Consider the following 23,587-nt stretch of genomic DNA (forward strand, 5'->3'; position numbering starts at 1 on the left):
CCGCCGGGGAAGGCGGGTTAGGGCCGGGCGCTCCTCCACAGCCGGCGGTCCGGCCCCTGCTCGCCGACGCCGTCACACGTAAGGTGGACACCGTGCCTCAACTGCGAATAGCCCTCGCCCAGACCAACCCGTCGGTAGGCGACCTGTCCGCCAACGCCGGTGAACTCGTCGAGTGGACGCGGCGCGCCGCAGATCGCGGCGCACACCTGGTCGTGTTCACCGAGATGTTCCTGACGGGTTACCCCGTCGAAGACCTGGTGCTGCGCACCTCGTTCGTCGACGCCTCGATCGCGACGCTCTCGGCGGCGGCGACCCGGCTGGCCGACGAGGGCCTCGGCGAGCTGCCCGTGGTCGTCGGCTACGTCGACCGTTCCGGGGTCACGCCGCGCGCCGGGCAGCCGAAGGGGGCGCCGCTGGACGCCGCCGCGCTGCTCCACCGCGGCCGGGTCGTCACCAGGACCGCCAAGCACCACCTTCCCAACTACGGCGTCTTCGATGAATACCGCTACTTCATTCGCGGCGACCGGCTGCCGATCTTCCGGCTGCACGGCGTGGACGTGGCGATCGCCGTCTGCGAAGACCTGTGGCAGGACGGCGGCCCGGTCGCCGCGGTCGCGCAGGCGGGCGCGGGCCTGCTCGTGGTGCCGAACGCCTCCCCCTACGAGCGCGAGAAGGACGACGTGCGCCTGGCGCTGTGCGCCGACCGCGCCCGGCAGGCCGGGTGCGCCCTCGCCTACGCCAACCAGGTCGGCGGCCAGGATGAGCTGATCTTCGACGGCGACTCGATCGTGGTGGACGCGCAGGGTGAGCTGGTCGCCCGCGCGGGCCAGTTCCGCGAGGAGCTCCTGGTCACCGATCTCGAGCTGCCGACCGCCGACCCGTGGGTCAGTCCCGGCTCGTTCCCCGTGGACGCCGGCGACGGCACCACCATCACGGTCGAGCGGCTGGTGCTTTCGGGTGACCCGCTGCCCGCCTACGAGCCTGAGCCTCCGACGGTCGCCCCGCGTCTTCCCGACCTGGAGGAGGTCTACTCGGCGCTGGTCCTCGGCGTGCGCGACTACTTCGCCAAGAACGGCTTCCGGTCGGTCATCCTCGGCCTGTCCGGCGGCATCGACTCGGCGCTGACCGCCACCATCGCCGCCGACGCCGTCGGCCCCGACCGGGTCCACGTCGTCCTGATGCCCTCCCGCCACTCCTCCGACCACTCGGTGAGCGACGCGCGCGACCTGGTCGACCGGCAGGGGCTGCACTCCCGGCTGGTCCCGATCGAGGGCATCGTCGACGCCTTCGAGAAGGAGGTCGAGCTGAGCGGGCTGGCCGCCGAGAACCTCCAGGCGCGCGTGCGGGGCATGCTGCTGATGGGGCTGTCCAACGAGCACGGCCACCTGGTGCTCACCACGGGCAACAAGAGCGAGCTGGCCACCGGTTACTCCACGCTCTACGGCGACTCGGCGGGCGGCTTCGCCCCGATCAAGGACGTCCTGAAGACGACGGTGTGGCAGCTGTCGCGCTGGCGCAACGAGCAGGCCGGGCGTGAGGGCGAGCTGCTGCACCGCTTCGACCGGCCGCCCATCCCCGAGAACTCCATCACCAAGGAGCCGAGCGCCGAGCTGCGTCCGGACCAGCGGGACACCGACTCCCTGCCGCCGTACGACGTGCTCGACCGGCTGCTCGCCGACTACGTCGAGCACGACATGGGCAAGGGCGAACTGGTCGCCGCCGGGCACGACGCCGAGCTGGTGGCCAGGGTCATCCGCCTGGTCGACCTAGCCGAGTACAAGCGCCGGCAGTATCCCCCGGGCCCCAAGATCACCCCAAAGAACTTCGGCCGTGACCGCCGCCTGCCCATCACCAACCGCTGGCGGGAGACCCCCGCCTCGTAGTCCCCGCCCTACTACGCCGAGCGGCGGCCGGGTCACGATCCCTCGGCCGCCGTCCGCCCTCGAAGCTCCCGGGGAACACTCGCCGGGACGAACCACTCAGGGCCGCAGGCCGGTGAGGATGAGGTCGGCGATGCGGTCGGGGAGGTCGGCGGGCAGTTCGTCGTCGTCGCCACGCCATTTGGTGAAGAACATCATGGCGCCGGACAGCGCCGCGATCGCCATCTCGACGTCCACGTCCGGGCGCAGCTCACCGGATTCGACACCCCGCTGGATGACCGACCGCAGGGCCTCCCGCCGGGGGCGCAGCACGATCGCGCGGAACCGCTCGGTCAGGTGAGGGAAGCGGTCGGACTCGGCCAGCGCGATGTTCATGATGCAGCGGGTGCGCGGACTGTGGCTGTCGGCCTGCATCGCCGAAAGGTAGCGGATGACGTCGTCGCGCACCGACAGGCCGGGCAGCTCGGGTATCGGGGCCTTGAGGCTGGCGAGCGCGTCGACGACGAGCTCCTCCTTGTTGGACCACCGCCGGTAGATGGTGGTCTTACCGACACCCGCCCGCGCGGCGATCGCCTCGATGGACAGCTCGGCGACACCCGTGCCATCGGCGATCATGGCGATCGCCGCGTCGATGATCGCCTTCTCGGCCTTCTCGCTGCGGGGACGGCCGGGCGTACGGACCGTCCCCGTCTGCTCAGTCACCATGGTCAGATCACACTACTGCCGGTTCCTTGCTTTCCGGTCGAGCGACCGGGGTGGCGGTCGCGTTCTTACCTGGCAGCCATTTGGCGACGACGGCCGCGCCGATGAGCGCGACGACCGCGCCGCACAGCGCCGTCACGTGCATGCCGTCGACGAACGCCTGCTTGGCCGGGGCGATGAGCGCGGCGCCCTTGGGGCCGAGCGACTGGGCGACGCCCAAGGTGGCCGTGATCGACTCGCCGGCCGCGTGCCGCACGTTCTCCGGCAGCCCCGACAGCGCCCCCGCCATGTTGTCGCGGTAGCTGGCCGACAGCAGCGAGCCGAGGACGGCGACGCCGAGCGCTCCGCCCACCTGGCGAACGGTGTTGGTCATCGCCGAGCCGACGCCGGCCTTCTCCCGGGGAAGGGACGACATGACGGCCTCGGTGGCCGGCGGGTTGATGTTGGCCATGGCCGCGCCCTGGACGAAGGCGAGCCCCATGAAGACCCAGATCGAGGTGCCGACTTCCAGGAAGGCGAAGCCCGCCAGCGCGCCGGCCACGATGACCAGGCTGACCGTGGCGACGGCCTTGCCGCCGAACCTGCGCACCATCTGGGCGCTGAGCGGCGAGAAGATGAGCTGCGCCGCCGCGAACGGCAACATCAGCGCCCCCGCCTGCAGCGGGCTGTACCCCTTGACGATCTGCAGATAGAACGCCAGGAAGAACATCACGCCCATCATGGCGAAGAACACCAGGCCGACGCTGGCGACGGCGGTGGAGAATTTCGCGATGCCGAAGTAGCGGACGTCGAAGGCCGGGTGGGCGGTCCTGCGCTCGTGCCAGACGAAGGCCGCGAGCACCGCGACGCCGGCCAGGCCGGGCGCCCACACCTCGGGGTCGGTGACGGTGCCGAGCTCGCCGCCCTTGATGATGCCGTAGATGACGCCGACCAGGCCGATGATCGACAGCAGCACGCCGACCGGGTCGAGCTGCGCCTTGTCCGGGTTCCTGGACTCGGGCACCAGCAGGGCGATCAGCACCGAACTGATGAGCACGACCGGCACGTTGACCAGGAAGACCGAGCCCCACCAGAAGTGCTCGAGCAGCACGCCGCCGGTGATCGGGCCGATGGCGATGGCCAGGCCGACGCCGCCCGCCCAGATGCCGATCGCCTTGGCGCGCTCCTGCGGCGCGAAGACGTTGGCGATGATCGCCAGAGTGGCCGGCATGACGGCGGCGCCGCCGAGGCCCATGGCGGCCCGCGCGAAGATCAGTTGCGTCGGGTCCTGCGCGTAGGCGCTGGCCAGCGAGGCCAGGCCGAACAACACCATGCCGACCTGCAGCATGCGCTTGCGCCCGAACCGGTCACCCAGCACGCCGAAGGTGAACAGCAGGCCGGCGAAGACCAGCGTGTAGGAGTTGATGGCCCACTCGAGCTGGCTCTGCGTCGCGCCGAGCCCCGCCTCGGGGTCGGAGATGACCTTCAGCGCGACGTTGAGGATCGTGTTGTCCAGAACGATCGCCAGCAGGCTGAACACCATGACGCCGAGGACCTGCCATCGGCGTGGGTGACCTGTCGGTTGTTCCACTGCTTCATCCCCCCAGGAATTAACACGTCCGTAATTTCGATACGGTTGAGTATCGCAACGCTACCGTAGCGCTTCTAGATTCGATACGCAACGGTTTCGTTTCGTTATTCACCGGCCGTCCACCCGGTCGTCCCATTCGCGGGCATGACGGACCTCGGGCGTTCCCGGGCGGCGCCGGACGCTCTCCCAGAGGCCTGCGGGACGCTACCCGAGCGCACCGACAGAACCTCCTCGGACGTGCGGCGGCATCCCCGCCGGCGCGCCCGCGATCTCGCCGGCACGGGCTCGCGGCCCCAGGGGTATGGGGGACTCCGACAGGGGAACGCCGGGATGAGGAGGGGGCCTCCCGGGTGTTGCCTTGACGGTCAGACATGCGATGATCTGACCGTCCGGGGACGCCACAAGGGCGCCTCGAGGCCTGGAGGGATCCATGATGTCCTCTACGTCCCAGATTGCCAGCTCGCCGACCGCGCTCTACGGCGGCCAAGCTGGACGCAGGATCACCGTCCGCGACATCTCCGCCGCCAAGGAACGCGGCGAGAAGTGGCCGATGGTCACCGCCTACGACGCGATGACGGCTCGGGTGTTCGACGAAGCCGGCATTCCGGTCATGCTGGTGGGCGACTCGGCCGCCATGGTCGTCTACGGGTACGACTCGACCCTTCCCGTCTCCGTCGACGACCTGATCCCGCTCACGGCGGCGGTCGTCCGCGGGTCCTCGCGGGCGATGGTGGTCGCCGACCTGCCCTTCGGCTCCTACCAGTCCTCACCCGAGCAGGCCCTCGCCTCCGCGGCCCGGTTCCTGAAGGAGGCCGGCGCCCACGCGGTCAAGCTGGAGGGCGGCCGCCGGGTGCTCCCCCAGGTCGAGACGCTGGTCTCGGCCGGCATCCCGGTGATGGGCCACCTCGGGCTGACCCCGCAGTCGGTCAACGCGTTCGGCGGCTACCGCGTGCAGGGACGCGGCGAATCGGGCGAGCAGCTCATGGCCGACGCCAAGGCGCTGGAGCACGCGGGCGCCTTCTCCGTCGTGCTCGAATGCGTGCCGGCCGACCTGGCCGCGCGGGTGACCGCCGCCCTGTCGATCCCCACCATCGGCATCGGCGCGGGCCCATCCTGCGACGCCCAGGTGCTCGTCTGGCAGGACCTCATGGGTCTCACCCAGCGTCCGGCGAAGTTCGTGAAGAAGTACTTCGACCTGGCCGGCGAGATGGACCACGCGGTCCGCGCGTTCGCCGACGAGGTGGTCTCCGGCGCCTTCCCGGCTCCCGAGCACAGCTACCGCTGACCGCCCGCGGCGGCCCGCCGACCGGCCAGGCCGCCGCCCGTGCGGCCCCCCGTACCCGGCCGGCCCCGCCCGCTCCACCCGTTCCCACCAACGGGGCAGAGCGGGCAGGTGGCGCGGATACCGTCCGTCTAGGCGTCGAGGGCCTGGGCGAAGTCGGCCCACAGGTCGTCAGGGTGCTCGATGCCGACCGCGACCCGTACGGTGCCCTCGCCGATCCCCGCCCGCTGGAGCTCGTGGGCGGTCAGCGAGCGGTGCGAGGTCGTGGCCGGGTGCAGGATCAGCGTCTCGACGCCGCCGAGCGAGGGGGCGAGCAGGGCGAGCCGGACCGAGCTCATGAACCTCTCCCCTGCTGCGCGCCCGCCCACCAGGTCGAAGGAGAACACCCCGCCGAAGTCGGGCAGCAGCTTGGCGGCCAACTCGTGCGACGGGTGCGAGGGCAGGCCGGGCCAGTGGACGGCCGCGACGGCCGGGTGCTCGGCCAGCCGGGTCGCGAGCGAGCGGGTGTTGTCGCAGTGGCGGGCCATGCGCAACGGCAGCGTCTGCATGCCGCGCAGCGTCAGCCAGGCGGCGAACGGGTCGAGGGTCGCGCCGAGCTTCGTGGCGTACGACCAGACCTTGCGATGCGGCGCGTCGTCGGCGAAGACGGCGATGCCGCCCAGCACGTCGCTGTGCCCGCTCAGGTACTTGGTCATGGAGTGGACGACGACGTCGGCGCCGTGCTCCAGCGGCCGGCACAGCACCGGGGAGGCGAAGGTGTTGTCCACCACCGTGGTCACCCCGGCCTCGCGGGCGACGGCGCACATGCCGGGCAGGTCGGCCACCTGGGTCATCGGGTTGGCGATGGTCTCCAGGTACAGCAGCTTGGTCTCGGGCCGGATCGCCTCGCGCGCCGCCGCCGGGTCGTCCTGCGGCACGTAGGTCACCGACACCCCGAACCGCTCCTGGAGGTCGGCGAACGACGCGGCGGTGCCGCCGTACAGGGCCGTCTGCGCGATCACATGGTCACCGGGCTGGAGCAGCCCGAACAGCACGGTGTTGATGGCCCCCATGCCCGACCCCGCGGCCACAGCGCCCACGCCGCCCTCCAGGCCCGCGACGGCCTCCTCCAGCGCGCGCACGGTCGGGTTGCTCAGTCGCCCATAGACGAAGGCGCCGTCGGGACGTCCCATGCCGTCGGCGAAGACGGCCGGATCGTCGAACACGAACCCCGACGTCTGGTACAGCGGCACCGCGATCGGCGTGCTTCCGTTCAGCGGCGGGTTGGGCAGGTGGACGGCACGGGTCTCCGGGTGCAAAGAGCTCATGCCGTCAAGAATGACCGCAAACGCCCCGTTTTGTCAGATCGCCTCCGGGCCACAGACCGCAACCCCCACCACCGTCCGGCACCCGCACCACGGTCAGGCGCCCCCGCAGGACGCGAGGTCAGACGTCGGTCACCCGCAGACCGGCGTGGGCCTTGTACCGGCGGTTGATCGAGATGAGGTTGGCGGTGAACGCCTCGATCTGCCGGGCGTTGCGCAGCCGCCCGCCGTACACGCCGCGCGCGCCGGGGATCCGCGACGCCAGCGCCTGAACCGTGTCGGTCGCCTCGCGGTCGTCGCCCAGCACCAGCACGTCGAGATCGATCTCCGCCACGGCCGGGTCGAGCAGCAGGACGGCGGAGACGTGGTGGAAGGCCGCGACGACGCGGCTGCCGGGCAGGACCGCCGCCGCCTGCTGCGCGGCGCTGCCCTCCTCCACCTCCAGCGCGAAGGCCCCCTGCTTGTCGAACCCGAGCGGGTTCACGCAGTCGACGACGATCTTGCCGGTCAGCTCCGAGCGCAGCGACGCGAGGATGGACCGGTGCCCGTCCCACGGCACGGCCACGATGACGACGTCCGCCTCCGCGGCGACGGCGGCGTTGTCCGCGCCGCTGATCGGGAGCCCGGAACCGAGACCGTCGGCCGCCTCCTGGGCCCGCGAGGCGCTGCGCGAGCCGATCATCACGGTGTGCCCGGCGATCGCGAACCTGCGGGCGAGCCCCTTCCCCTGGTCGCCCGTGCCGCCGAGGATCCCCACCGACAGGCCGCTGACGTCCGGCAGTGCATCGCTCATGATGTGCCTGATCTCCTCGTTGCGCTCTGATCCTCTCGATCATGCCAGGTGGCGCTATCCGGGACGGCGGCGGGGGCGATGATGCACCATGGAGGCCATGGACGCTGCGTCGGTGGCCTTCCTGCGCGAGGTGCTCTCCACCACCCGCTGGGTCGAGCGCACCCGTGAGCTCGGCACCTTCCTCCGCTCGACCCGCTCGCCCGGCGGGCTGCTGCTGGTCGGCACCCCGAAGGACGAGCCGTGGCACCTCGCCGCCCACCTCGACGACGAGGCGCGCATGTCGGGGCTGTCCCAGCTCGCCCCGACGCTGGTGCGCTGGTCGCCCCCGGCGGACGCGCCGCCGCACCTCGCGGTCGGCATCGACCGCATCCAGGCGGCCCGTCGCGGCGAGACGCTGTTCGTCGTGGCCGAGGACAAGGCGCCGGCGCCTCTGCTCGAACGCGTCGACGACGCGCGGCGCACAGGGGCGACGATCCTCGCTCTGGACGGCGGCGACCCCGAGCTCGAGGGTCTGGCCCACGACGCGCTGGCGGTGCCGTCCCACGACGGCCTGTTCACCTTCGACGCCGCCCAGCACCTGGTCAGCATGGCCGCCGGGGAGGGGCCGCGCTCGGGCGGCCGGCTCATCGATCGCCTGGCCCGCCTGGCCGAACGCATCACCGGCCCGCGCCTCCCCGACTGAGCCACCGGCCCCGCACGACGGCCACCCTCCGGGGCCGGCCGGACATCGTCGAAGAAAGACCCATTCGGCCGGGATATCGAAAGCAGAACCTACGTCCCGATAGGACGTGGATCCGCTCGCTGCTGAATCATGCCCAACCAGGTGGCATGCCTGTTCAGGGCCCACCCCGGACGGCGCCCGCACCGGGCGTACGCTGGCGGGCAACACCGGTCAAGCGAGGTGAGCCGCACGAACGCCGGCACTCGCGGCAGCGCGCGGCCCGACCCGCCGCGGACGCCGGCATGTCGATGGATAGGGGGAACAGAGTTGCACTGCACCCACCCACGCCAGACATTTCCCGTTATAGGCGACACACGCCGCCTTCATCGCCTTTCCCGCCGGCCGCGCGCTTCCGCCGGGGCATGAGACGGTGCCGCTCCTGATCGACATTCTGGGCATGCTCGGCGCCGGGGTGCTCGTCTACGCCTACGCCATGCTGTCGATGCGCAGGTTGTCCGGCGACGGGCTCGCCTACCAGCTCCTCAACCTCGGCGGAGCGATCGCCCTGATGATCAACTCCGCCGTGCACCTCGCGTGGCCCTCGGCCCTGCTCAACCTCATCTGGTGCGGCATCGGCATCCTCGCCGTCCGGCGCGTGATGGCCACCCGGCCGTGGAGGCGCCAGGTCTAGTCTCCGTCCCACTCCTTGTCGCCTTCCTGCCAGCTCTTGTTGCGCGCGGCGGCCGTCTCCAACGCCGCCGCCGCCGCGTCACGCGTGGCATAGGGCCCCATGCGGTCCTTGTTCGGACAGCCCTCGTCCGGCTCGACCGCCATGTGCTTCAGGCAGAACCACCACTGGTCGGCGCTCATGTCTCTCCTTGCCGTACGGATGATCTACAACAATGCCCGCAGAACGGCCGGCGCGCTCGTTCTGCGGCAGATCCTGCCCGCTTGCCGCCGAACTAGACTTGGCGCATGACGACACTGCTCCGGCCAGGACGGCTCTCGCCCACCCGCAAGGTTCCCGCCGACATCGAGCGCCCGGAGTACGTCGGCCGCAAGGAGCCCCGCCGCGGCACCTCCGACGTCCAGACGCCCGAGACGATCGAGCGCATGCGCGTCGCGGGCCGCATCGCCGCCCAGGCGCTGGAGGAGGTCGGCCGGCACATCGCCCCCGGCGTGACCACCGACGAACTCGACCGCATCGGGCACGAGTTCCTCTGCGACCACGGCGCCTACCCTTCGACGCTGGGCTACCGCGGCTACCCCAAGTCGCTGTGCACCTCGATCAACGAGGTGATCTGCCACGGCATCCCCGACGACACCGTCCTCAACGACGGCGACATCGTCAACATCGACATCACCGCCTACATCGGCGGCGTGCACGGCGACACCGACGCCACCTACCTGGTCGGCGAGGTGGACGAGGAGTCGCGCCTGCTGGTCGAGCGCACGCGCGAGGCGATGATGCGGGCGATCAAGGCGGTGGCCCCGGGGCGTCAGCTCAACATCGTGGGCCGGGTGATCTCCGCGTACGCCAAGCGCTTCGGCTACGGCGTGGTGCGCGACTTCACCGGGCACGGCATCTCGACCTCCTTCCACTCGGGCCTGATCGTGCCCCACTACGACGACCCGTCGCTGTCGGTCACCCTGGTGCCCGGCATGACCTTCACGATCGAGCCCATGCTCACCCTGGGCACCATCGAGTACGACCTGTGGCCCGACGGCTGGACCGCCGTCACCAAGGACCGCAAGCGCACCGCCCAGTTCGAGCACACCTTGGTGGTCACCGACACCGGCAGCGAGATCCTCACCCTCCCCTGACCGTTCCCCGCGCACCGCGCCCGCCCTGAACCGCCATGCGCGAGATGCGGAGCATCGTCGGAGTGCCGCGCACCGACCAGCGGCCGGACGTGATCACAGGTACAGCACCCACCACAGCAGCAGGGTGACGGCGGCGGCCACGGGGACGGCGGTCTGCCAGTGCAGGCGGCTACGGAGGAGCGCCACCAGGCTCAGCGCCGCCGAAAGCGCCGCGACGGTGCCGTACCACAGGACCGCCGAGGGGATGCCGATGCCGAGCGCGGTCTGGTTGGACGCCGCGGCGCTGTAGAGGCCCAACGCGGTCAGCAGGATGAAGGTGACCCCCGTGAAACCGGCGACCGTGGTGAGGGCCACCACCGAGCTCACCCTGCCTGCCGCGCTCTGCCGGACCAGCGCCCGCATCCCCACCACGAGCTGCCCGAACGAGGTGACCAGGAACAGGGCGAACGGGATGAGCAGCCACCAGGCGCCGGTGCTCACGCGGTAGACGACCGGGGTGACGTGGAAGTCCCCTGGGCCCGGGATCGCGTACGACGCCCGGCCGGGATCGCACGGGGCCGCCGCACGGGGGTCGGCCACGAAGGCCGAGATGGTCTGCCGCCCGCACCGGCTCGACAGGAACACGGCGTGCCCCACGCCGGCGAACTCGACGACCCTCGCCCCGGGCAGTGCCCGGGCCGCGGACCTGGCCTTCGCGACCGGCGTCGTGGGATCGAACTCCCCGCCCACCACCAGCACCGGCGCGCTGACGACCCTGCGCGGCGCCGTCGGTGCGGGGCCGCGGGTGAGGACGGCGGACGGGGAGGCGGGCAGCCCCCAGGCGTCGCAGACCGCCTTGTCGGCCTCGACCGTGAACAGTTGAGGGTGGCCCTGGCCGGAGAAGGTGTTGAAAGGCGCCTCGTCCTGGCACATCACCGCGTAGAACAGCCCGAACTCGTGGGACAGCAGCCCGCCGCCGGCCTGGTCGGCCAGCACCTGCAACGGGCGGTCATCCCCGTCGGCCACGGCGTCCACCAGCGCGGGCACGACCGGCAGGACCTCCACCTCGTGCATCGCCTCGTCCAGGATGGTGGCCACGTCGTCCCCGGTGAGCCGGACGGCGATCGGACGGCCGGTGAGGGGGTCGGAGGTGCGGACCTGCGCCGGCCGCTCGTTCAGGCGCCGGACCATCGTCGCGAAGCGCCCGGACAGGCCCGGCCATTCGCGGCCGAGCGACGCGATGGAACCCGCCAGGTCGGCGGCCGCCTCGTCGTACCGGCGGGTCAGCGGGGGGAAGAAGGAGTCCAGGACGACCGACCGCGTGCCCTCGGGGTCGGCCTCCGCGGCGGCGAGCATCGACCTGGTCGAATAGCTGACGCCGAACAGGTTCCACCGGTCGTATCCCAGCGCGCGCCGCAGGTCGACGACGTCGGCGGCGATCTCGGAGGTCACGTAGCCGCGCAGGTCGACCCCCTGCCGCGTGAGCCGGTCGCGGCAGGCCGTGGCGCCGGAGGCCATGCGGGCGTGTTCGGCCGGGTCGGCGGGCCCGCCGGGCATGCTCAGGGTGTCGAGAAGGGCCCGGGCGATCTCGGGGCAGTCGAGCCGCGGCCGTGACCACCGGCTGCCGCGCTGTTCGAGCACGACGACGTCGCGGTCGCGGCCGAGAGGCATGTCGGTGAGGTAGCCGGTGAGCTGGACGGAGGCCGAGGCCGGGCCTCCGCTGGTGTAGACGACGGGATCGGGCCGGCGGTCGGCCGCCGTGGAGCGGTGAAGGGCGTAACCGACGCGGATCTCCCGTCTGTCGCCGACGTCCCTGCGCTCGGGCACCACCAGGAACCCACACTGCGTGCCCGCCGGCACCGGGACCGGGCAGACCGCCGCCTCCACCCGAGGAACCCGGGCGGTGGTGGCGTCGGTGAGGGGAGGGGCGGCGGCCGCCGCGGAGGGCGGGGCGAGGGTGGCCGGCAGAAGGGCAGAAGTCAGTGTGAGCAGGGTGAGCAGGGTGAACCCCGATGCCGGCCACCGCCGGGTCAGGCGCGCGAAACCGCGGAACGGCCGGTGCATCGATCTCCTCCAGCCCGGGGCCACTCGGTCATGTGTCCCGAGACTAATAGCCTGATCTTCGCCGCGAGCAGGCCGACCTCTGCCCTGTGGACAACCGCTCTAACAGCGGACGAGCGCAGGCCGCGGCACATGCTCGTCCACGGTTCGCGGACCGGCCTGCCCCCTCTAGTGCGCTGTCCATGAATGTTCACCGGTTCGGGCGCCGTGGCAGGCGCCGGCATCGCCGTACCACGACCCGCCGCCCCGGCGCCGATCACTGCAGCACGTGGCCGGGGATGGAGAGCCGCGCCCGGTGAACGTATGTGGTCACCGCACTAGCCACTCGCGGTGGCGTCCGGAGCCCGGCAACCTTGGCCCTGACGCCGGATCGCCCACCCGGTGGTCGCCCTCATGCCGCGGAATGCCCGATCTTGCATAGCGTGTCGGGCATGGACACGACGGTTGACGGGGTCGCAGGATGGGCGACCGGGATGATGGAACGGCTCGGAGCCCCGGGCGCGGGCCTGGCGATCGCGCTGGAGAATCTGTTCCCCCCGCTGCCGAGCGAGGTGATCCTCCCCTTGGCGGGGTTCACCGCGAGCAGGGGTGGGATGAGCCTGTTCGACGCGCTGCTCTGGACCACCCTCGGCTCGGTGATCGGCGCTCTGGCCCTGTACGGCGTCGGGTCCGCGCTCGGGCGCGATCGGACGGTGGCGATCGCCGCGCGCCTGCCGCTGGTCAAGGTAGAGGACATCGAGAAGGCCGAGGCGTGGTTCCGCGAGCACGGGACGAAGACGGTGTTCTTCGGAAGGATGATCCCAATCCTCCGCAGCCTGATCTCGGTGCCCGCCGGGGTGGAGCGGATGCCGCTGGCGCACTTCGTCACCTTGACCACCCTGGGAAGCCTGATCTGGAACTCGGTGTTCGTGCTGGCCGGATACCAGCTGGGCGAGAGCTGGTCGCTGGTCGAGGGCTACGCGGGCATCCTGTCGAAGGTCGTCATCGGGCTCGCCGCGCTGGCCGTGGTCACGTTCGTGGTCGTGCGGCTGCGCGAACGCCGGGGCAAGGGCAGGCACGCCGCCCGCTGACCCGCCGGCACGCAGCCGACGGCACGGCGGCCGCGGCCGCCGGATGCTCAGGGTGCCGGGCGCCTCTGGTCCTGCCGCCGAGGGGGGAGACGGCGCGGGCGCTGATCTTCTACGCTCAGCACTCGACGCAGATTCAACGCGCGATAGATGCCGCTATGTCAGTTATGTCAGGAGATACCGCGTGGACCACTTCCAGCCGGCGACGACCGCCGAGCACCTGCTGTGGCTGCTCGCCGAGCACGGCGTGGAGCACCTGTTCCTCAACCCCGGCACGGACTCCGCCCCGCTGCAGGAGGCGATCGCCACGCTGGCCAAGGCCGGCGCGCCCGCCCCCAAGGTCATCATCTGCTCGTTCGAGGCGGTCGCGCTGGCCGCGGCGCACGGCTACTGGCAGGTGACCCGCCGCCCGCAGGCCGTGTTCGTGCACGTGGACGTGGGCACGCAGAACCTCGGCGCCATGGTGCACAACATGCTGCGCGACCGCGCCGGAGTGGTGGTCATCGCGGGCAAGACGCCGTACGCGGAGGAACCGGGCGCGCCCGGCGGCCGTTCCCACACCATCCACTGGCAGCAGGACGTCCCCGACCAGGCCGGCGTCGTGCGCGGGTACGCCAAGTGGGTCACCGAGATCACCCGGCCGGGCATGCTGGCCCGGGCCATCGGCCGTGCGGTGCAGGTCGCGACGGGCGGGGTGCCAGGGCCGTCGTACCTCATGGTCTCCCGCGACGTCCTGATGGACCCGCCGGCGCCGGAGCTCGGCCGCACCACCGGCTACGCGGTCCCCCGCCCGCCCGCGGCCGACCCCGAGACCGTGCGCTGGATCGCCGAGCGGGTGGCGGGCGCCGAACGGCCGCTGCTCATCACCGCGAAGGTGGGCCGCCGGGCCGAGGGCTTCCACGCGGTCACGCGCCTGGCCGATCTCGCGGGGGTCCGGGTCGTCGATCTGGCCGAGAGCGGCTGCGTCAGCATCTCGACGTCGCACCCGATGAACCTGCTGACGGCGGCGGAGGCGCAGCAGGCCGTCGAAGAGTCCGACCTGATCATCGTCGTGGACGCGGACGTGCCGTGGATCCCGAGGTTCACCCATCCCCGCGAGGGCGCGACGGTCGTCCACATCGACGTCGACCCGCTGAAGACCGACATGCCGATGTGGACCTTCCCGGTGGACGTGGCCGTGACCGCCGACGGGGCCACCGCCCTCGGCCAGATCGCCGACCGGCTGGAGGAGATGGGCCACACCGCGCCCGCGACGCGGCCGGCCGCGACCGCCACGGCCCCCTCTACGTCCGCGAGCACGACGGCCGCGGCGGCCACCAGCGGCGCCGCCGCGGGACCGATGACCGGGGCCGAGGTCGTCACCGCGCTGAACGAGGTGCTGCGCGCCGACGACCTCGTCGTCGAGGAGTCGGTCACCAACGCCCGCGCGCTGCACGAGAACCTCGCCCGCACCGAGGCCGCCACCATGTACGGCACGGGGTCGCCCGGCCTGGGCTGGGGGCTCGGCGGGGCGGTGGGCGTCAGCCTGGCCGCACCGGGACGCCGGGTCGTGACCGTGGTGGGCGACGGCAGCTTCATGTTCGGCGTGCCGACGGCGGCGCTGTGCCTCGCGGCCGAGGCGGGCGCGCCCATCATGGCCGTCGTGCTCAACAACGACGGCTACCGCGCCAGTCGGCTGCCGGTCTTCGAGCTGTTCCCCGAGGGCCTGTCCGCGAACCGCGGGGACGCCGAGGGGACGCGTTTCAGCGCACCCCCCGACTTCGCCGCCGTCGCCCGCGCCTGCCACGCCCACGGCGAGACCGTCACCGACCGTGCCGACCTGCTGCCCGCGCTGCGTCGCGGCCTCGAGGCCGTCGAGGCGGGCCGGTCGGCGGTGGTGGACGTCCACATCATCCGCGACTGAGCACCCTTGACAGCGGTGCGGGCGCTCGATCACGGCCGCCCGCACCGCCCACAGCGGACGACACCGCCGGTAGGCGGACGACACCGCGGACGCCGCACGGCGGCACCGGCACCGGCACCGGCACAGGGGGACGACACCTCGGACACCGCGCGGCGGCGCCGGCGAAGGACACAGGCCGGTCCCGTCGCCGCCCACCCGGCGACGGGACCGGCCTGCGCGCTGGTCAGGGCCTCGGCACGGCGTCGCACCGCCTTCGGCCCGCGTCCACTCCGTAGAGCACGTCCACCGCACCGCGGGCGCCCGCCCGATGCCGGGCCACCGCACCTCGCCGGACGCGCATCAGCCGACCGCTACCACGCCCGGCATGCGCACCGCGACCGCTGTCCTGACCGCTGTCCGTCCCCTGACCGGCGTCCGTCCCCTGAGGGGCATCCGTGCCCTGACCGGCCTCCTCCCTTCGCCGGGCGTTCTCCCTCTGGCCGGTCTCCCGCCCTTGGCCGGCGTTCGTCCTTCGGCCGGTGTTCGTCCTTTGGCCGCTGTTCGCGGTGAGGACGGTCTCCGGCTCGTGGGCGTGATCCACTCCGGCCGTGCCCCCCTCGCGGGCCGCGAAGGCGAGGGCGTCGAAGACCCGCTCGCGCCGCCGGAGCAGCCGCGCGGGGTTCCTCGGCATGCCCGCCGTCATGGTCGGTACGTCCGCCGGTGACACGCCGAACCCTCCCAGTTGCGGCATCCGGACGATCGCGATCTCCTCGGCCCGCCCGGTGACCCGGCTGCCCGAAGGGGTCTGGCGAATCTCGAACGACATCACTCCCGCACCGCACTCGATCTCGACCTTCAGTACATCTCCGCTACGCGTCACGGGCACGGCTCTGCCGTTCGCCCTTTCCCGCCATGTCAGACCAGCCTCCATCGCGATCAGCGCGGCCTGCTCGGGCGTCATCGGGAATTCACCGGCGATCGACGCGAGCGCGTCGCTCCCCCGCCGGTTGCTCCACGAATAGACGACTCCGGACAGCAGCGTGATCCCGAGGATGGCGATGGTCAACCCCTCCATAGCCGCTCCTCGCCTGCGCCGGCACCACCGGCGACGTCGACCCGTCTCCCCCCGTGCCGACGGCCGGAAGCCGCCAGGTGCCGACAAACCCCTCCCTTTTGACATAAGGACGATATCCGCATCGATCACCCATAGCGCCACGCCTTGGGGTGGGTTTTCCCGGTGGATGCCGCAGTACTAAGTACTGCCTGGGCTCGCTCGGTGAAGCCGAGTGAACAGCCGGTGACCACAATGCGGGGAGAGGGCACCCGAGAAACACCTCAAACGACCTCAGAGCACCATACAGAGAACGCGGAACGTGCAGACGAACGTGTGTTGCGAATGGTTCGCAAGTAACGTGCGAGACGCCGCCGTCCAGGGACGATGCGGTCACACAAGATCGGCCAGGGGTCCTCAGGGGGGTACAGACGCGCCGGGAGCGCCGCCCGCGACCGGAACCGGCGGCACTTAGTCGAAGAATTGCTCCAGTCTGGCCGCGATACCGGACCGTTGCTCGACGCCGAGCTTGCGCAATATGCGGGAGACGTGGCCTTTGATGGTGGATTCGGTGACGAAAACCCGCGCGGCGATCTCCTTGTTGCTCAGGCCGCCGCGCGCGATCAGCAAGGCGATCTCCCGCTCCTTGGAGGAAAGCGAGTTGAGCAGGTTCTCAGCCCGGACGGAAGGCCGGGCGATGATGTCCATGGTCTCGGTCTGGCCCCGCTCGCACTGGTGCCGCAGTTCCCTGACCATGCGCACCAGCTCTCGCTCTCCGATCGGGATGGCCTCCTCCACCGCGCAGATCTTGCTGTGCAGCTCGGCGAGGATCTCCGAGACGTCCTGCACCACCTCCACCACCGACGGCTGGTCGCCGTCCGCGCCGGCCGGCGGGACGGCCAGCCCTTCACGGTTGAGCTCGTCCTCCCGCTCGCGGGCGAGCACGGTCGCCACCGAACCGGCCGTCCATTCGAAGGCCCGCACGTGCTCGTCGGTGTAGGCGTGGCTCTTGTAGGTCTGGATGGAGGCCAGGCCGATCACCACCTCCTCGCCGTCGCGGGTGTCGAACATGGGGATCGTGATGGCGTCGGCCGACACCCGCTGCTCGTCGCCGAAGGCGACGCCGTGGTGCAGGAGCATGCCGTTGTCGCTGGCGTAGGTGTAGGTGCGCTTGTTCCGCAGAATCCACGCGGCCTGGCCTGTGGGGCCGTATCCGAAGACCTCCGGCGGCATGTAGCGCTTGACGGCGATGGTGTCGTCGTAGGTGTACGGATAGACGATTCTGCGCCCCTCCCGGTAGAACCCCACGTAGAAGGCGTCCACGCTGCAGATCGTGCTCATGGCGAAGCGCCAGTAGTCGAACAGCGCGTGATGGTCGCCCATCCGCATGCGAATTCCCCGGTCGGCCTGGCTCAGAGCCGCCGCGACGTCCGGCGAGAACCCGGAGTTCGAACGAGCTGCCGACACTCGTCTCTCCCTTGACCATCTCGGCGTCCGTGGACTCACACCCGCGAATGCGGATGTGCTGTCGAGCCTTACTGACCGACGTCCGCTACGTCATCATTCCACCGGAATTGGTGCCATTAAGTGATCGTTTCGCTCCCAAACCCACCCAAAGAACACGGACAACCGCGGCTCACAAGCCCACGACCTCGGTCGATACCATTTCGTTATATGCATGCCTCTGAAACATGAGAAACCCTCCGAAACGACGCCGAGACGCGGCACTGACTGCGGAACGAGCGGACGGAGTCAAGAACGGCGGCGCGGCACACGGGTTCGCGGGGAGTGGAGCGGTCCCCGGTGGCGAACCCGCCCCATCCACTCGCCCAATCGAACGCGCGTCCGCGCCCCGGCGAATCGCGGGACGCGGGCCGGTTCGGCGTTTCCCACCACGCGCACATCACGTGTGCCGAATTGGTGTGCCATAGCCCGCCGACGCCGGCCCTATTTGCGCGACAGATCAGAACACCGGTCGATTCTTCACACCGCGGGGGCACCGGACGGCCCGGGGAGCACAGCGGCCAGAGTTCATCCCACGGACGACCGGAAAAGGGCTGCCCGGATCGTATGGATATGACCGTTCCAGCGCCCAGCCCGCATGCCTCTTTTCCGGCACGTCGAGATGCGACGGCGCCGACCATAACGATTCTGTCTTCTCGTGATACTCCCGATCCATTACCTTGGGTACCCGATTAACTACACACCGGAACCACGGTCTCCGTGGAACGGCGGTCACCCCCCATGTCACCACTCCCGAAATGGAATAGATGTTTCAAATGCCACATATGACGAAAATCAACCCCGGGGAATCCGCGCGCGCCCGCTTCGCCTACGAGCTTCAGCGCCACCGCATACTCGCCGGGCTCACCCAAGGGCAGCTCGGCCGGCGCGTGGGCTTCTCCGGCAGCCTCGTCGGCGCGGTGGAGAACCTCAAGCGCACCCCCAGCGAGGACTTCGCCAAGCGCTGTGACCAGGCATTCGGCCTGGAGGGGGAGTTCGAGGCCCTCTACCTGGAGGGCTGGCCGCCGCCGCCTCCGGTCGCCGATCATTTCCGCGATTTCACCTTCGAGGAGCGGCGGGCGACCGCGATCCAGACCTGGGACCCACTGCTCGTTCCGGGGATCTTCCAGACCGAGCCATATGCGCGGCGAATCTTCTGCCGCGCGCCCGACAGCACACCCGAAATAGTGGAGGAGCGAGTGGCCGGCAGGATGCAACGCAAGAGCATCTTGTCCCAGGAAAACCCGCCGTTGGTCCTCAGTTTGATGGACGAAGGCGTCCTGCGCCGTCCCATCGGCGGTAAGGAGGTGATGCGCGATCAGATGCTGCACCTTCTGGAAATGGCGGAGCACCCGCGGGTGACGATCCAGATCGTTCCGTTCGACGCCGAGGCCATCCCTGGACTTCTTGCCGGATTCGTTATAGCCGAACAGCGCGGCACTCCTTATACGGTATATGTGGATTCGGTGCCCGACGGACGCACGATGACCGATCGAAACGCGATCGCGTCGCTGACCGCTCGTTACGACGCCATCAGGGCGGAGGCCTTCCCTCAGTCGCTGTCGCTCAAAGTAATCAAGGAAGCGGTAGACAAATGGACCTGAGCCACGCGTTATGGCGCAAATCATCTCGGTCTGGTGACAACGGCGGCCATTGCGTGGAGGTGGCGAGCAACCTGGCCGGCGAGGACGCCATCGCCGTGCGTGACTCCAAGAACCCCGACGGCCCCGCCCTTGTCGTCGCCTCCGGCGAGTGGTCCACGTTCGTGAACACCCTCAAGGCCGGCCGCGTCGTGCTCGGGCCGATCATGGCGGCGGCCCCGGCGACCAGCGCCTTCCGGCGGGCGCCGGGCCGCACGTAAACGACTGTTCAGCGGCGCCGACGGCGACGACAATGAGCCGATGAGCATCCGTATGGCCGCCCTCGACGAGCTTTCCCTCCTGCAGGACATCGAGCGCGCCGCCGGGCGATCCTTCCTCGACCTGGGCATGACGAAGGTCGCCGACGACGAGCCCTTCCCCATCGACGTCCTGGCCGGCTACCAGCGCGCAGGACGCGCGTGGGTGAAGACCGACGCCGGCGACCGGCCGGTCGCCTACCTCCTCGCCGACGTGATCGACGGCAACCTCCACCTGGAACAGGTCTCGGTGCATCCCGCGTCGGCCCGCAGGGGCATGGGACGCTCGCTCATCGACCACGCCGCCGCCTACGCAACGGCCGAGGGCCTGCCGGCGCTCACGCTGATCACCTTCACCCGCGTGCCGTGGAACGCCCCCTATTACGAGCGGTGCGGGTTCTGGTCACTGGACGACGCCGAGTTGACCCCGGGCCTGCGCGACCTGCGCCGGCGCGAGCGGGCGCTCGGCCTGGACCGCTGGCCCCGGGTGTGCATGCGACGCGACCTCTGACCGCCCGCACCCCGCCGGCCCCGACACCGGCCGCGAGCCCGGACGCCGGGCACCACGAGCCCACGGCCCATCTGTGGACGTGGGCTTCGACCGCCGCGGGCGCCGGAAGCCTATGCTGGAATCCGACCCCTCCCCACCGCACGACCAGCCGAAAGCGAGCGCGTCAGCCCCTGCCGATCGGGAGTGAACCCAGTGCCCCCTGCACCCCCGCCCTTCCCGGATCCGGACGACCCGGCCACCGTGGCGCCCGGCTCCCCGTCCGGGAACCGGACCGGGAACCAGACGGGAACGGTCCCGCGTCACGACCCCGACGAGAGCTACCGCCGGCGCAACGAGGGCGTCCGCGAGTTCCTGCGCGTCTTCGACCAGATGCGCGTCCGTCCCACCTGGCGCGGCGGCGACGTGCCGCTGCCCGTGGTGTGGGTCACCGGGCAGTACGCGGCGACGTCTGCGGCGGTCCAGGCGCTGGAGGCCCGGTGCGACGGCACGCCGTTCGCCCACCTCGCGCCCTCCGCCGAGCAGGAGGAGGGCGCGCCGGCCGGGGAGCGCCCCGCTCCGCCGTACGCCGCGCTCGCCGCACGCCTGCGCCAGGTGACGCGCGACCTCGCGGCCGTCGCCCCACCCGGCGAGGCGCACCTGCGGTTCCCGCTGTTCGCGCAGGTGCTGTGGATGCTCGACCTGCAGGTTCCCGAGGACGAGCCCGACCGCCTGCACGACGGGGTGAAAAGGGCCGTGCGGCAGCGGCGCAGGCAGATCAGCGCGGGCACCGGGCAGGACCGGCGCAACTTCTGGGCGAACGTCCGCGCCTACGCGGAGGGCCCGCTGCCGGCCTGGGCCGCCGCCACGGCCATCTTGAGCGCCGGATGGGCCGACCAGCTGACCACGCTCTTCGGCGTGTGCGCGATCCTCGCCGGCCCGGTGATCGGATCGTTCCACGTGCTGCTGCTGTCGCGTAACTGGGCCGGGCGGCGCCGCTACCGGTGGTTCCGCCGCCAGCCGTTCCTCATGCCCGGCCAGCGCCGCAACCAGCCGCACGACGTCACCACCTTCGCCGTCCGCCTGCTCCAGTTCCGCCGCCGGGCCGAGTCGGTCCCGCTCGGCGACCCGGGCGCCGCCCGCCCCACCGTCCCGCCGCGCGGCATCCCCCCGGTCGCCTCGCTTCCTCCGGTGAGCGCCGTTCCCGACGATCCGCCGGCGCCGTCCGTGACCGGTTCGCACGCGTGGGCCCGGCAGGCCGAGCCGGGCGAGGACCGCAAGAGGCTGGAGGCCGTCCAGGCGAACGAGGGCATCGAGCGCCTGCTGGTGAACGCGTTCCTGGAGGATCTGCGGCAGGGGTACGAGCGCCGCCTGTGGAAGGTGTGGCGGCGGGTCGCCTGGGCGCGCACGTCCTACCCGGTGCTGCTGGCCGAGGGAGACGGCAGCCGCCTGGTCGCCCGCATCGAGGAGGTACGCGCGATCACCTGCCTGTCGGACCCGCTGCTGGTGGTCGTGACCGGTCCCGGCGACCAGCGGGTCCTGCCCCCGGCGCGGCCCGGCGGCGACGACGCGCCGATCATGACGGGCCGGCCCGAGCTCACCGAGGAACTGTGGGAGCAGTGGGGGAAGGAGCTGGCCAGAGACCGCGCCCTGGGCTCGCACCGCGTGCTGCGCATCGAGGTCGAACCCAAGGACGCGCCGATCCTGGAGAAGATCAACGTCCCGGTCCGCGGGCGGCGCCGCCCGCTGCTGGCGCACCCGATCCTGCCGTGGGTCACCGTGACGGCCCTGGTCGCGTTGTCGCTGGTCCGCGTCCTGGCCACGGCGACGAGCAACTGCGGCCCCGGCATCTGGCGCGCCGGGACGGGTGAGTGCGTGGGCATCAGCGACGGGGGCTTCGTCTTCGCTCCGCATCTGGCGGCCGTGCTCGGCCGCATCGACCAGCAGAACCGCTCCGTCCTGGCCTCGGGCAACCCCTACGCGACCGTGATCTACTTCGGGAAGCTGACCACCCCGGGGAAGGCGGTCGCCGCGGCCGACGACGCGCTCACCGACATCCACGGCGAGCTGGCCGGCATCGCCCTGGAGCAGGGCAGGCTGATCGGCAACAGCGGCGACGGCAGCAAGCTGCAGATGCGGGTGCTCGTCGCCAACGCCGGCGCCGACTTCCGGTACGCCCAGGACGTCGCCCGGCAGGTGCTGCGCGAGATCGACCGCGATCCGAGCGTGATCGGCGTGGTGGGCCTGGGCGAGAGCCGGCAGGACGTCCAGGCCGCGATCCAGATCCTCGGCCGCAAGGCCGTGCCGGTGATCAGCACCACCTCCACCTACGACGACCTCGGGCGGCGCGGCGACGGGGAGTCCTTCATCCCTTCCTTCTTCCCGCTGGCCCCGCCCAACAGCCTGCTGGCCGCCGCGGCGGCGCGGTGGGCGCGCGCGGGCATCCCCCAGCGCGGCGTCCCGCCCGCCCGCACGGCGGCCGTGTTCACCGACACCATGCTCAGCGACCTGTTCACCAAGGACCTCGGCGCCAGGTTCGTCCGCGACTTCGGCAAGGGGGCCACCTCGATCGGCTACTCCAACGCGGCCGCGCTGGAGGAGAAGGTCACGCAGGTGTGCGCCCGGCCGGTCAAGCCGGAGCTGGTGTACTACGCCGGTCGCACCGCGCAGTTCGGCGCCTTCGTCGACGCGATCGCCAAGTCGCAGTGCCACCGGCTCACGGTGATGGCCAACGACGACATCACGCAGTACGTCAACGACTACTCCACCGCGCTGGGACGCAACAACCGGGTGCGGGTCATGTACGTGGCGCTGGCCGCAGAGAGCGCGTGGGCGAACGTCCCCACCGAGTTCAGGAGCGACTTCTACCACCAGCTGAGCACGCTGATCACCGAGCTGCACATGGACAAGCTGCCCAGTACCCGGCTGCCGTCCAAGGAGTACGCCGTGCAGGCGCATGACGCGGCGGAGGTGCTCATCGGGGCGGCGCAGGTGGCCTTCTCCGGCCAGGGCGGCCCGGCGGCCGCGGCCGGCGCGCCGGGCATGGTCGACCGGGCCGGCGTGCTGCTGGCGCTGGAGAAGCTGCAGGAGATCGACGGCGACAGCGGGCTGATCAAGCTGCACGGCGCCTCCGACGGCCGGCACGCCCTGGACCGGCCGATCCTGCTGGTCACCGTCAACCCCGACGGCGCGCAGGTCGTGGTCCGCCAGTGCGGGCGCCTCTACGCCCAGCAGGACTCCACCTCCCTCTGCTGAGACCCCGCCTCTCTGGTAACCGCCGAGCACGAGCGCCGACGGTTCGTACGAGCCGGGGGCCCGGCGAACGATCATGGAACCGGCGGGGGGCCGGTCGAACGATCGGTGGGTGTTCCGCGTATCTCCGGTCAGCCGCGGACATCGGCGCCGGCGATCGATGCGGCGCGGTGGAGATCACCGGCACGGAAGGAGACGTGGATGGCGGACGCGCGCGGGACACGTGGTCACACCCCTGCTCTGAGCCTCCTGGCCCTCATCGGCGCGCTGGCCGGCGTCGTGTTCGCCGCGAAGGCGGGCCCGGTGGAGGCCGTGGAGCTACGACTCGACATCTCGCACTCCACCGGCGCCTCCGGCCCCGTCACGGCCCCCTGACCACAGCCCCTCCCCGG

General features: G+C 71.2%; 20 protein-coding genes. 12 read left to right on the top strand and 8 right to left on the bottom strand.

Translation table 11 applies throughout. From position 1 onward, the window contains the following. The first annotated feature begins 92 nt into the window (after positions 1–92). On the top strand, positions 93–1,883 hold the full coding sequence (locus ACWEN6_RS15130; RefSeq protein ID WP_452570731.1) for an NAD+ synthase: 1,791 nt from the start codon (positions 93–95) through the stop codon (positions 1,881–1,883). Between the two features lie 96 nt (positions 1,884–1,979). On the opposite strand, the gene ACWEN6_RS15135 is transcribed toward ACWEN6_RS15130, so the two are convergent. Beyond that, positions 1,980–2,585 carry a TetR/AcrR family transcriptional regulator gene (locus tag ACWEN6_RS15135; protein ID WP_452570732.1) on the bottom strand — a complete coding sequence of 202 codons (606 nt, stop codon included), beginning with the start codon at positions 2,583–2,585 and terminating at the stop codon, positions 1,980–1,982. A gap of 7 nt (positions 2,586–2,592) precedes the next feature. Then, positions 2,593–4,152, bottom strand: coding sequence for an MFS transporter (locus tag ACWEN6_RS15140; RefSeq protein ID WP_452570733.1), 1,560 nt, complete (start codon positions 4,150–4,152; stop codon positions 2,593–2,595). 430 nt (positions 4,153–4,582) lie between these two features. Between ACWEN6_RS15140 and panB the strand changes: the two genes are divergently transcribed. Beyond that, a complete protein-coding gene (gene panB / locus ACWEN6_RS15145; protein ID WP_452570734.1) occupies positions 4,583–5,437 on the top strand; it encodes a 3-methyl-2-oxobutanoate hydroxymethyltransferase in 855 nt (284 codons plus the stop codon). A gap of 128 nt (positions 5,438–5,565) precedes the next feature. On the opposite strand, the gene ACWEN6_RS15150 is transcribed toward panB, so the two are convergent. Then, positions 5,566–6,741 carry a trans-sulfuration enzyme family protein gene (locus tag ACWEN6_RS15150; RefSeq protein ID WP_452570735.1) on the bottom strand — a complete coding sequence of 392 codons (1,176 nt, stop codon included), beginning with the start codon at positions 6,739–6,741 and terminating at the stop codon, positions 5,566–5,568. A 118-nt stretch (positions 6,742–6,859) separates the two neighbouring features. Beyond that, the gene (gene npdG / locus ACWEN6_RS15155) at positions 6,860–7,531 is read right to left on the bottom strand and encodes an NADPH-dependent F420 reductase (RefSeq protein WP_354843657.1); all 672 of its coding nucleotides are present in this window, start codon (positions 7,529–7,531) and stop codon (positions 6,860–6,862) included. Between the two features lie 97 nt (positions 7,532–7,628). On the opposite strand from npdG, the gene ACWEN6_RS15160 reads away from it, so the two are divergent. Together ACWEN6_RS15160 and ACWEN6_RS15165 are read left to right on the top strand one after the other, a co-directional pair. Continuing rightward, positions 7,629–8,213, top strand: a complete 585-nt coding sequence (locus tag ACWEN6_RS15160; protein WP_354843660.1) for a hypothetical protein — start codon at positions 7,629–7,631, stop codon at positions 8,211–8,213. A 409-nt stretch (positions 8,214–8,622) separates the two neighbouring features. Beyond that, positions 8,623–8,883, top strand: a complete 261-nt coding sequence (locus ACWEN6_RS15165) for a CBU_0592 family membrane protein (protein WP_452570736.1) — start codon at positions 8,623–8,625, stop codon at positions 8,881–8,883. Here ACWEN6_RS15165 and ACWEN6_RS15170 read toward each other — a convergent pair. Next, positions 8,880–9,062, bottom strand: a complete 183-nt coding sequence (locus ACWEN6_RS15170) for a hypothetical protein (protein WP_354843665.1) — start codon at positions 9,060–9,062, stop codon at positions 8,880–8,882. The two genes, ACWEN6_RS15165 and ACWEN6_RS15170, sit on opposite strands and share 4 nt — an antisense overlap. A 105-nt stretch (positions 9,063–9,167) precedes the next feature. On the opposite strand from ACWEN6_RS15170, the gene map reads away from it, so the two are divergent. Continuing rightward, positions 9,168–10,016 (top strand): type I methionyl aminopeptidase, encoded by an 849-nt coding sequence (gene map, locus ACWEN6_RS15175; RefSeq protein WP_354843668.1) that lies wholly within the window; start codon positions 9,168–9,170, stop codon positions 10,014–10,016. A gap of 93 nt (positions 10,017–10,109) precedes the next feature. Here map and ACWEN6_RS15180 read toward each other — a convergent pair whose 3' ends face one another. Then, positions 10,110–12,059 carry an alpha/beta hydrolase gene (locus tag ACWEN6_RS15180; RefSeq protein WP_452570737.1) on the bottom strand — a complete coding sequence of 650 codons (1,950 nt, stop codon included), beginning with the start codon at positions 12,057–12,059 and terminating at the stop codon, positions 10,110–10,112. Positions 12,060–12,487: 428 nt separating this feature from the next. On the opposite strand from ACWEN6_RS15180, the gene ACWEN6_RS15185 reads away from it, so the two are divergent. Both ACWEN6_RS15185 and ACWEN6_RS15190 read left to right on the top strand, forming a co-directional pair. Next, complete coding sequence (locus ACWEN6_RS15185) at positions 12,488–13,126, top strand: DedA family protein (protein WP_452570738.1); 639 nt, start codon at positions 12,488–12,490, stop codon at positions 13,124–13,126. 181 nt (positions 13,127–13,307) lie between these two features. Next, complete coding sequence (locus ACWEN6_RS15190) at positions 13,308–15,026, top strand: thiamine pyrophosphate-requiring protein (protein WP_452570739.1); 1,719 nt, start codon at positions 13,308–13,310, stop codon at positions 15,024–15,026. A gap of 223 nt (positions 15,027–15,249) precedes the next feature. Here the strand turns inward: ACWEN6_RS15190 and ACWEN6_RS15195 are convergent, their stop codons facing one another. Further along, entirely contained in the window at positions 15,250–16,080 is an 831-nt protein-coding gene (locus ACWEN6_RS15195) for a hypothetical protein (RefSeq protein WP_452570740.1), read from the bottom strand. Positions 16,081–16,527: 447 nt separating this feature from the next. After that, positions 16,528–17,523: a LuxR C-terminal-related transcriptional regulator gene (locus tag ACWEN6_RS15200; RefSeq protein WP_452570741.1), complete on the bottom strand. Its 996-nt coding sequence runs from the start codon at positions 17,521–17,523 to the stop codon at positions 16,528–16,530. 821 nt (positions 17,524–18,344) lie between these two features. On the opposite strand from ACWEN6_RS15200, the gene ACWEN6_RS15205 reads away from it, so the two are divergent. From ACWEN6_RS15205 to ACWEN6_RS15225, 5 genes are all read left to right on the top strand, one after another. After that, positions 18,345–19,163: a helix-turn-helix domain-containing protein gene (locus ACWEN6_RS15205; RefSeq protein ID WP_452570742.1), complete on the top strand. Its 819-nt coding sequence runs from the start codon at positions 18,345–18,347 to the stop codon at positions 19,161–19,163. Continuing rightward, positions 19,154–19,420, top strand: a complete 267-nt coding sequence (locus tag ACWEN6_RS15210; protein WP_452570743.1) for a DUF397 domain-containing protein — start codon at positions 19,154–19,156, stop codon at positions 19,418–19,420. The genes ACWEN6_RS15205 and ACWEN6_RS15210 overlap by 10 nt, the downstream gene beginning before the upstream one ends. Positions 19,421–19,460: 40 nt before the next feature. Next, complete coding sequence (locus ACWEN6_RS15215; RefSeq protein ID WP_354843699.1) at positions 19,461–19,967, top strand: GNAT family N-acetyltransferase; 507 nt, start codon at positions 19,461–19,463, stop codon at positions 19,965–19,967. Between the two features lie 192 nt (positions 19,968–20,159). Next, the gene (locus ACWEN6_RS15220) at positions 20,160–23,198 is read left to right on the top strand and encodes a hypothetical protein (protein WP_452570744.1); all 3,039 of its coding nucleotides are present in this window, start codon (positions 20,160–20,162) and stop codon (positions 23,196–23,198) included. A gap of 198 nt (positions 23,199–23,396) precedes the next feature. Beyond that, positions 23,397–23,570 (top strand): hypothetical protein, encoded by a 174-nt coding sequence (locus tag ACWEN6_RS15225; protein WP_354843705.1) that lies wholly within the window; start codon positions 23,397–23,399, stop codon positions 23,568–23,570. Positions 23,571–23,587: the final 17 nt, after the last annotated feature.

The organism is Sphaerisporangium sp. NPDC004334 (assembly GCF_053602655.1).

Coding starts and splice junctions, on each gene's coding strand:
- ACWEN6_RS15215 (WP_354843699.1), top strand. CDS start 19,461: ATGAGCATCCGTATGGCCGCCCTCGACGAGCTTTCCCTCCTGCAGGAC.
- map (WP_354843668.1), top strand. CDS start 9,168: ATGACGACACTGCTCCGGCCAGGACGGCTCTCGCCCACCCGCAAGGTT.
- panB (WP_452570734.1), top strand. CDS start 4,583: ATGATGTCCTCTACGTCCCAGATTGCCAGCTCGCCGACCGCGCTCTAC.
- ACWEN6_RS15180 (WP_452570737.1), bottom strand. CDS start 12,059: ATGCACCGGCCGTTCCGCGGTTTCGCGCGCCTGACCCGGCGGTGGCCG.
- ACWEN6_RS15225 (WP_354843705.1), top strand. CDS start 23,397: ATGGCGGACGCGCGCGGGACACGTGGTCACACCCCTGCTCTGAGCCTC.
- ACWEN6_RS15185 (WP_452570738.1), top strand. CDS start 12,488: ATGGACACGACGGTTGACGGGGTCGCAGGATGGGCGACCGGGATGATG.
- ACWEN6_RS15135 (WP_452570732.1), bottom strand. CDS start 2,585: ATGGTGACTGAGCAGACGGGGACGGTCCGTACGCCCGGCCGTCCCCGC.
- ACWEN6_RS15210 (WP_452570743.1), top strand. CDS start 19,154: ATGGACCTGAGCCACGCGTTATGGCGCAAATCATCTCGGTCTGGTGAC.
- npdG (WP_354843657.1), bottom strand. CDS start 7,531: ATGAGCGATGCACTGCCGGACGTCAGCGGCCTGTCGGTGGGGATCCTC.
- ACWEN6_RS15195 (WP_452570740.1), bottom strand. CDS start 16,080: ATGGAGGGGTTGACCATCGCCATCCTCGGGATCACGCTGCTGTCCGGA.
- ACWEN6_RS15205 (WP_452570742.1), top strand. CDS start 18,345: ATGACGAAAATCAACCCCGGGGAATCCGCGCGCGCCCGCTTCGCCTAC.
- ACWEN6_RS15170 (WP_354843665.1), bottom strand. CDS start 9,062: ATGAGCGCCGACCAGTGGTGGTTCTGCCTGAAGCACATGGCGGTCGAG.
- ACWEN6_RS15150 (WP_452570735.1), bottom strand. CDS start 6,741: ATGAGCTCTTTGCACCCGGAGACCCGTGCCGTCCACCTGCCCAACCCG.
- ACWEN6_RS15160 (WP_354843660.1), top strand. CDS start 7,629: ATGGACGCTGCGTCGGTGGCCTTCCTGCGCGAGGTGCTCTCCACCACC.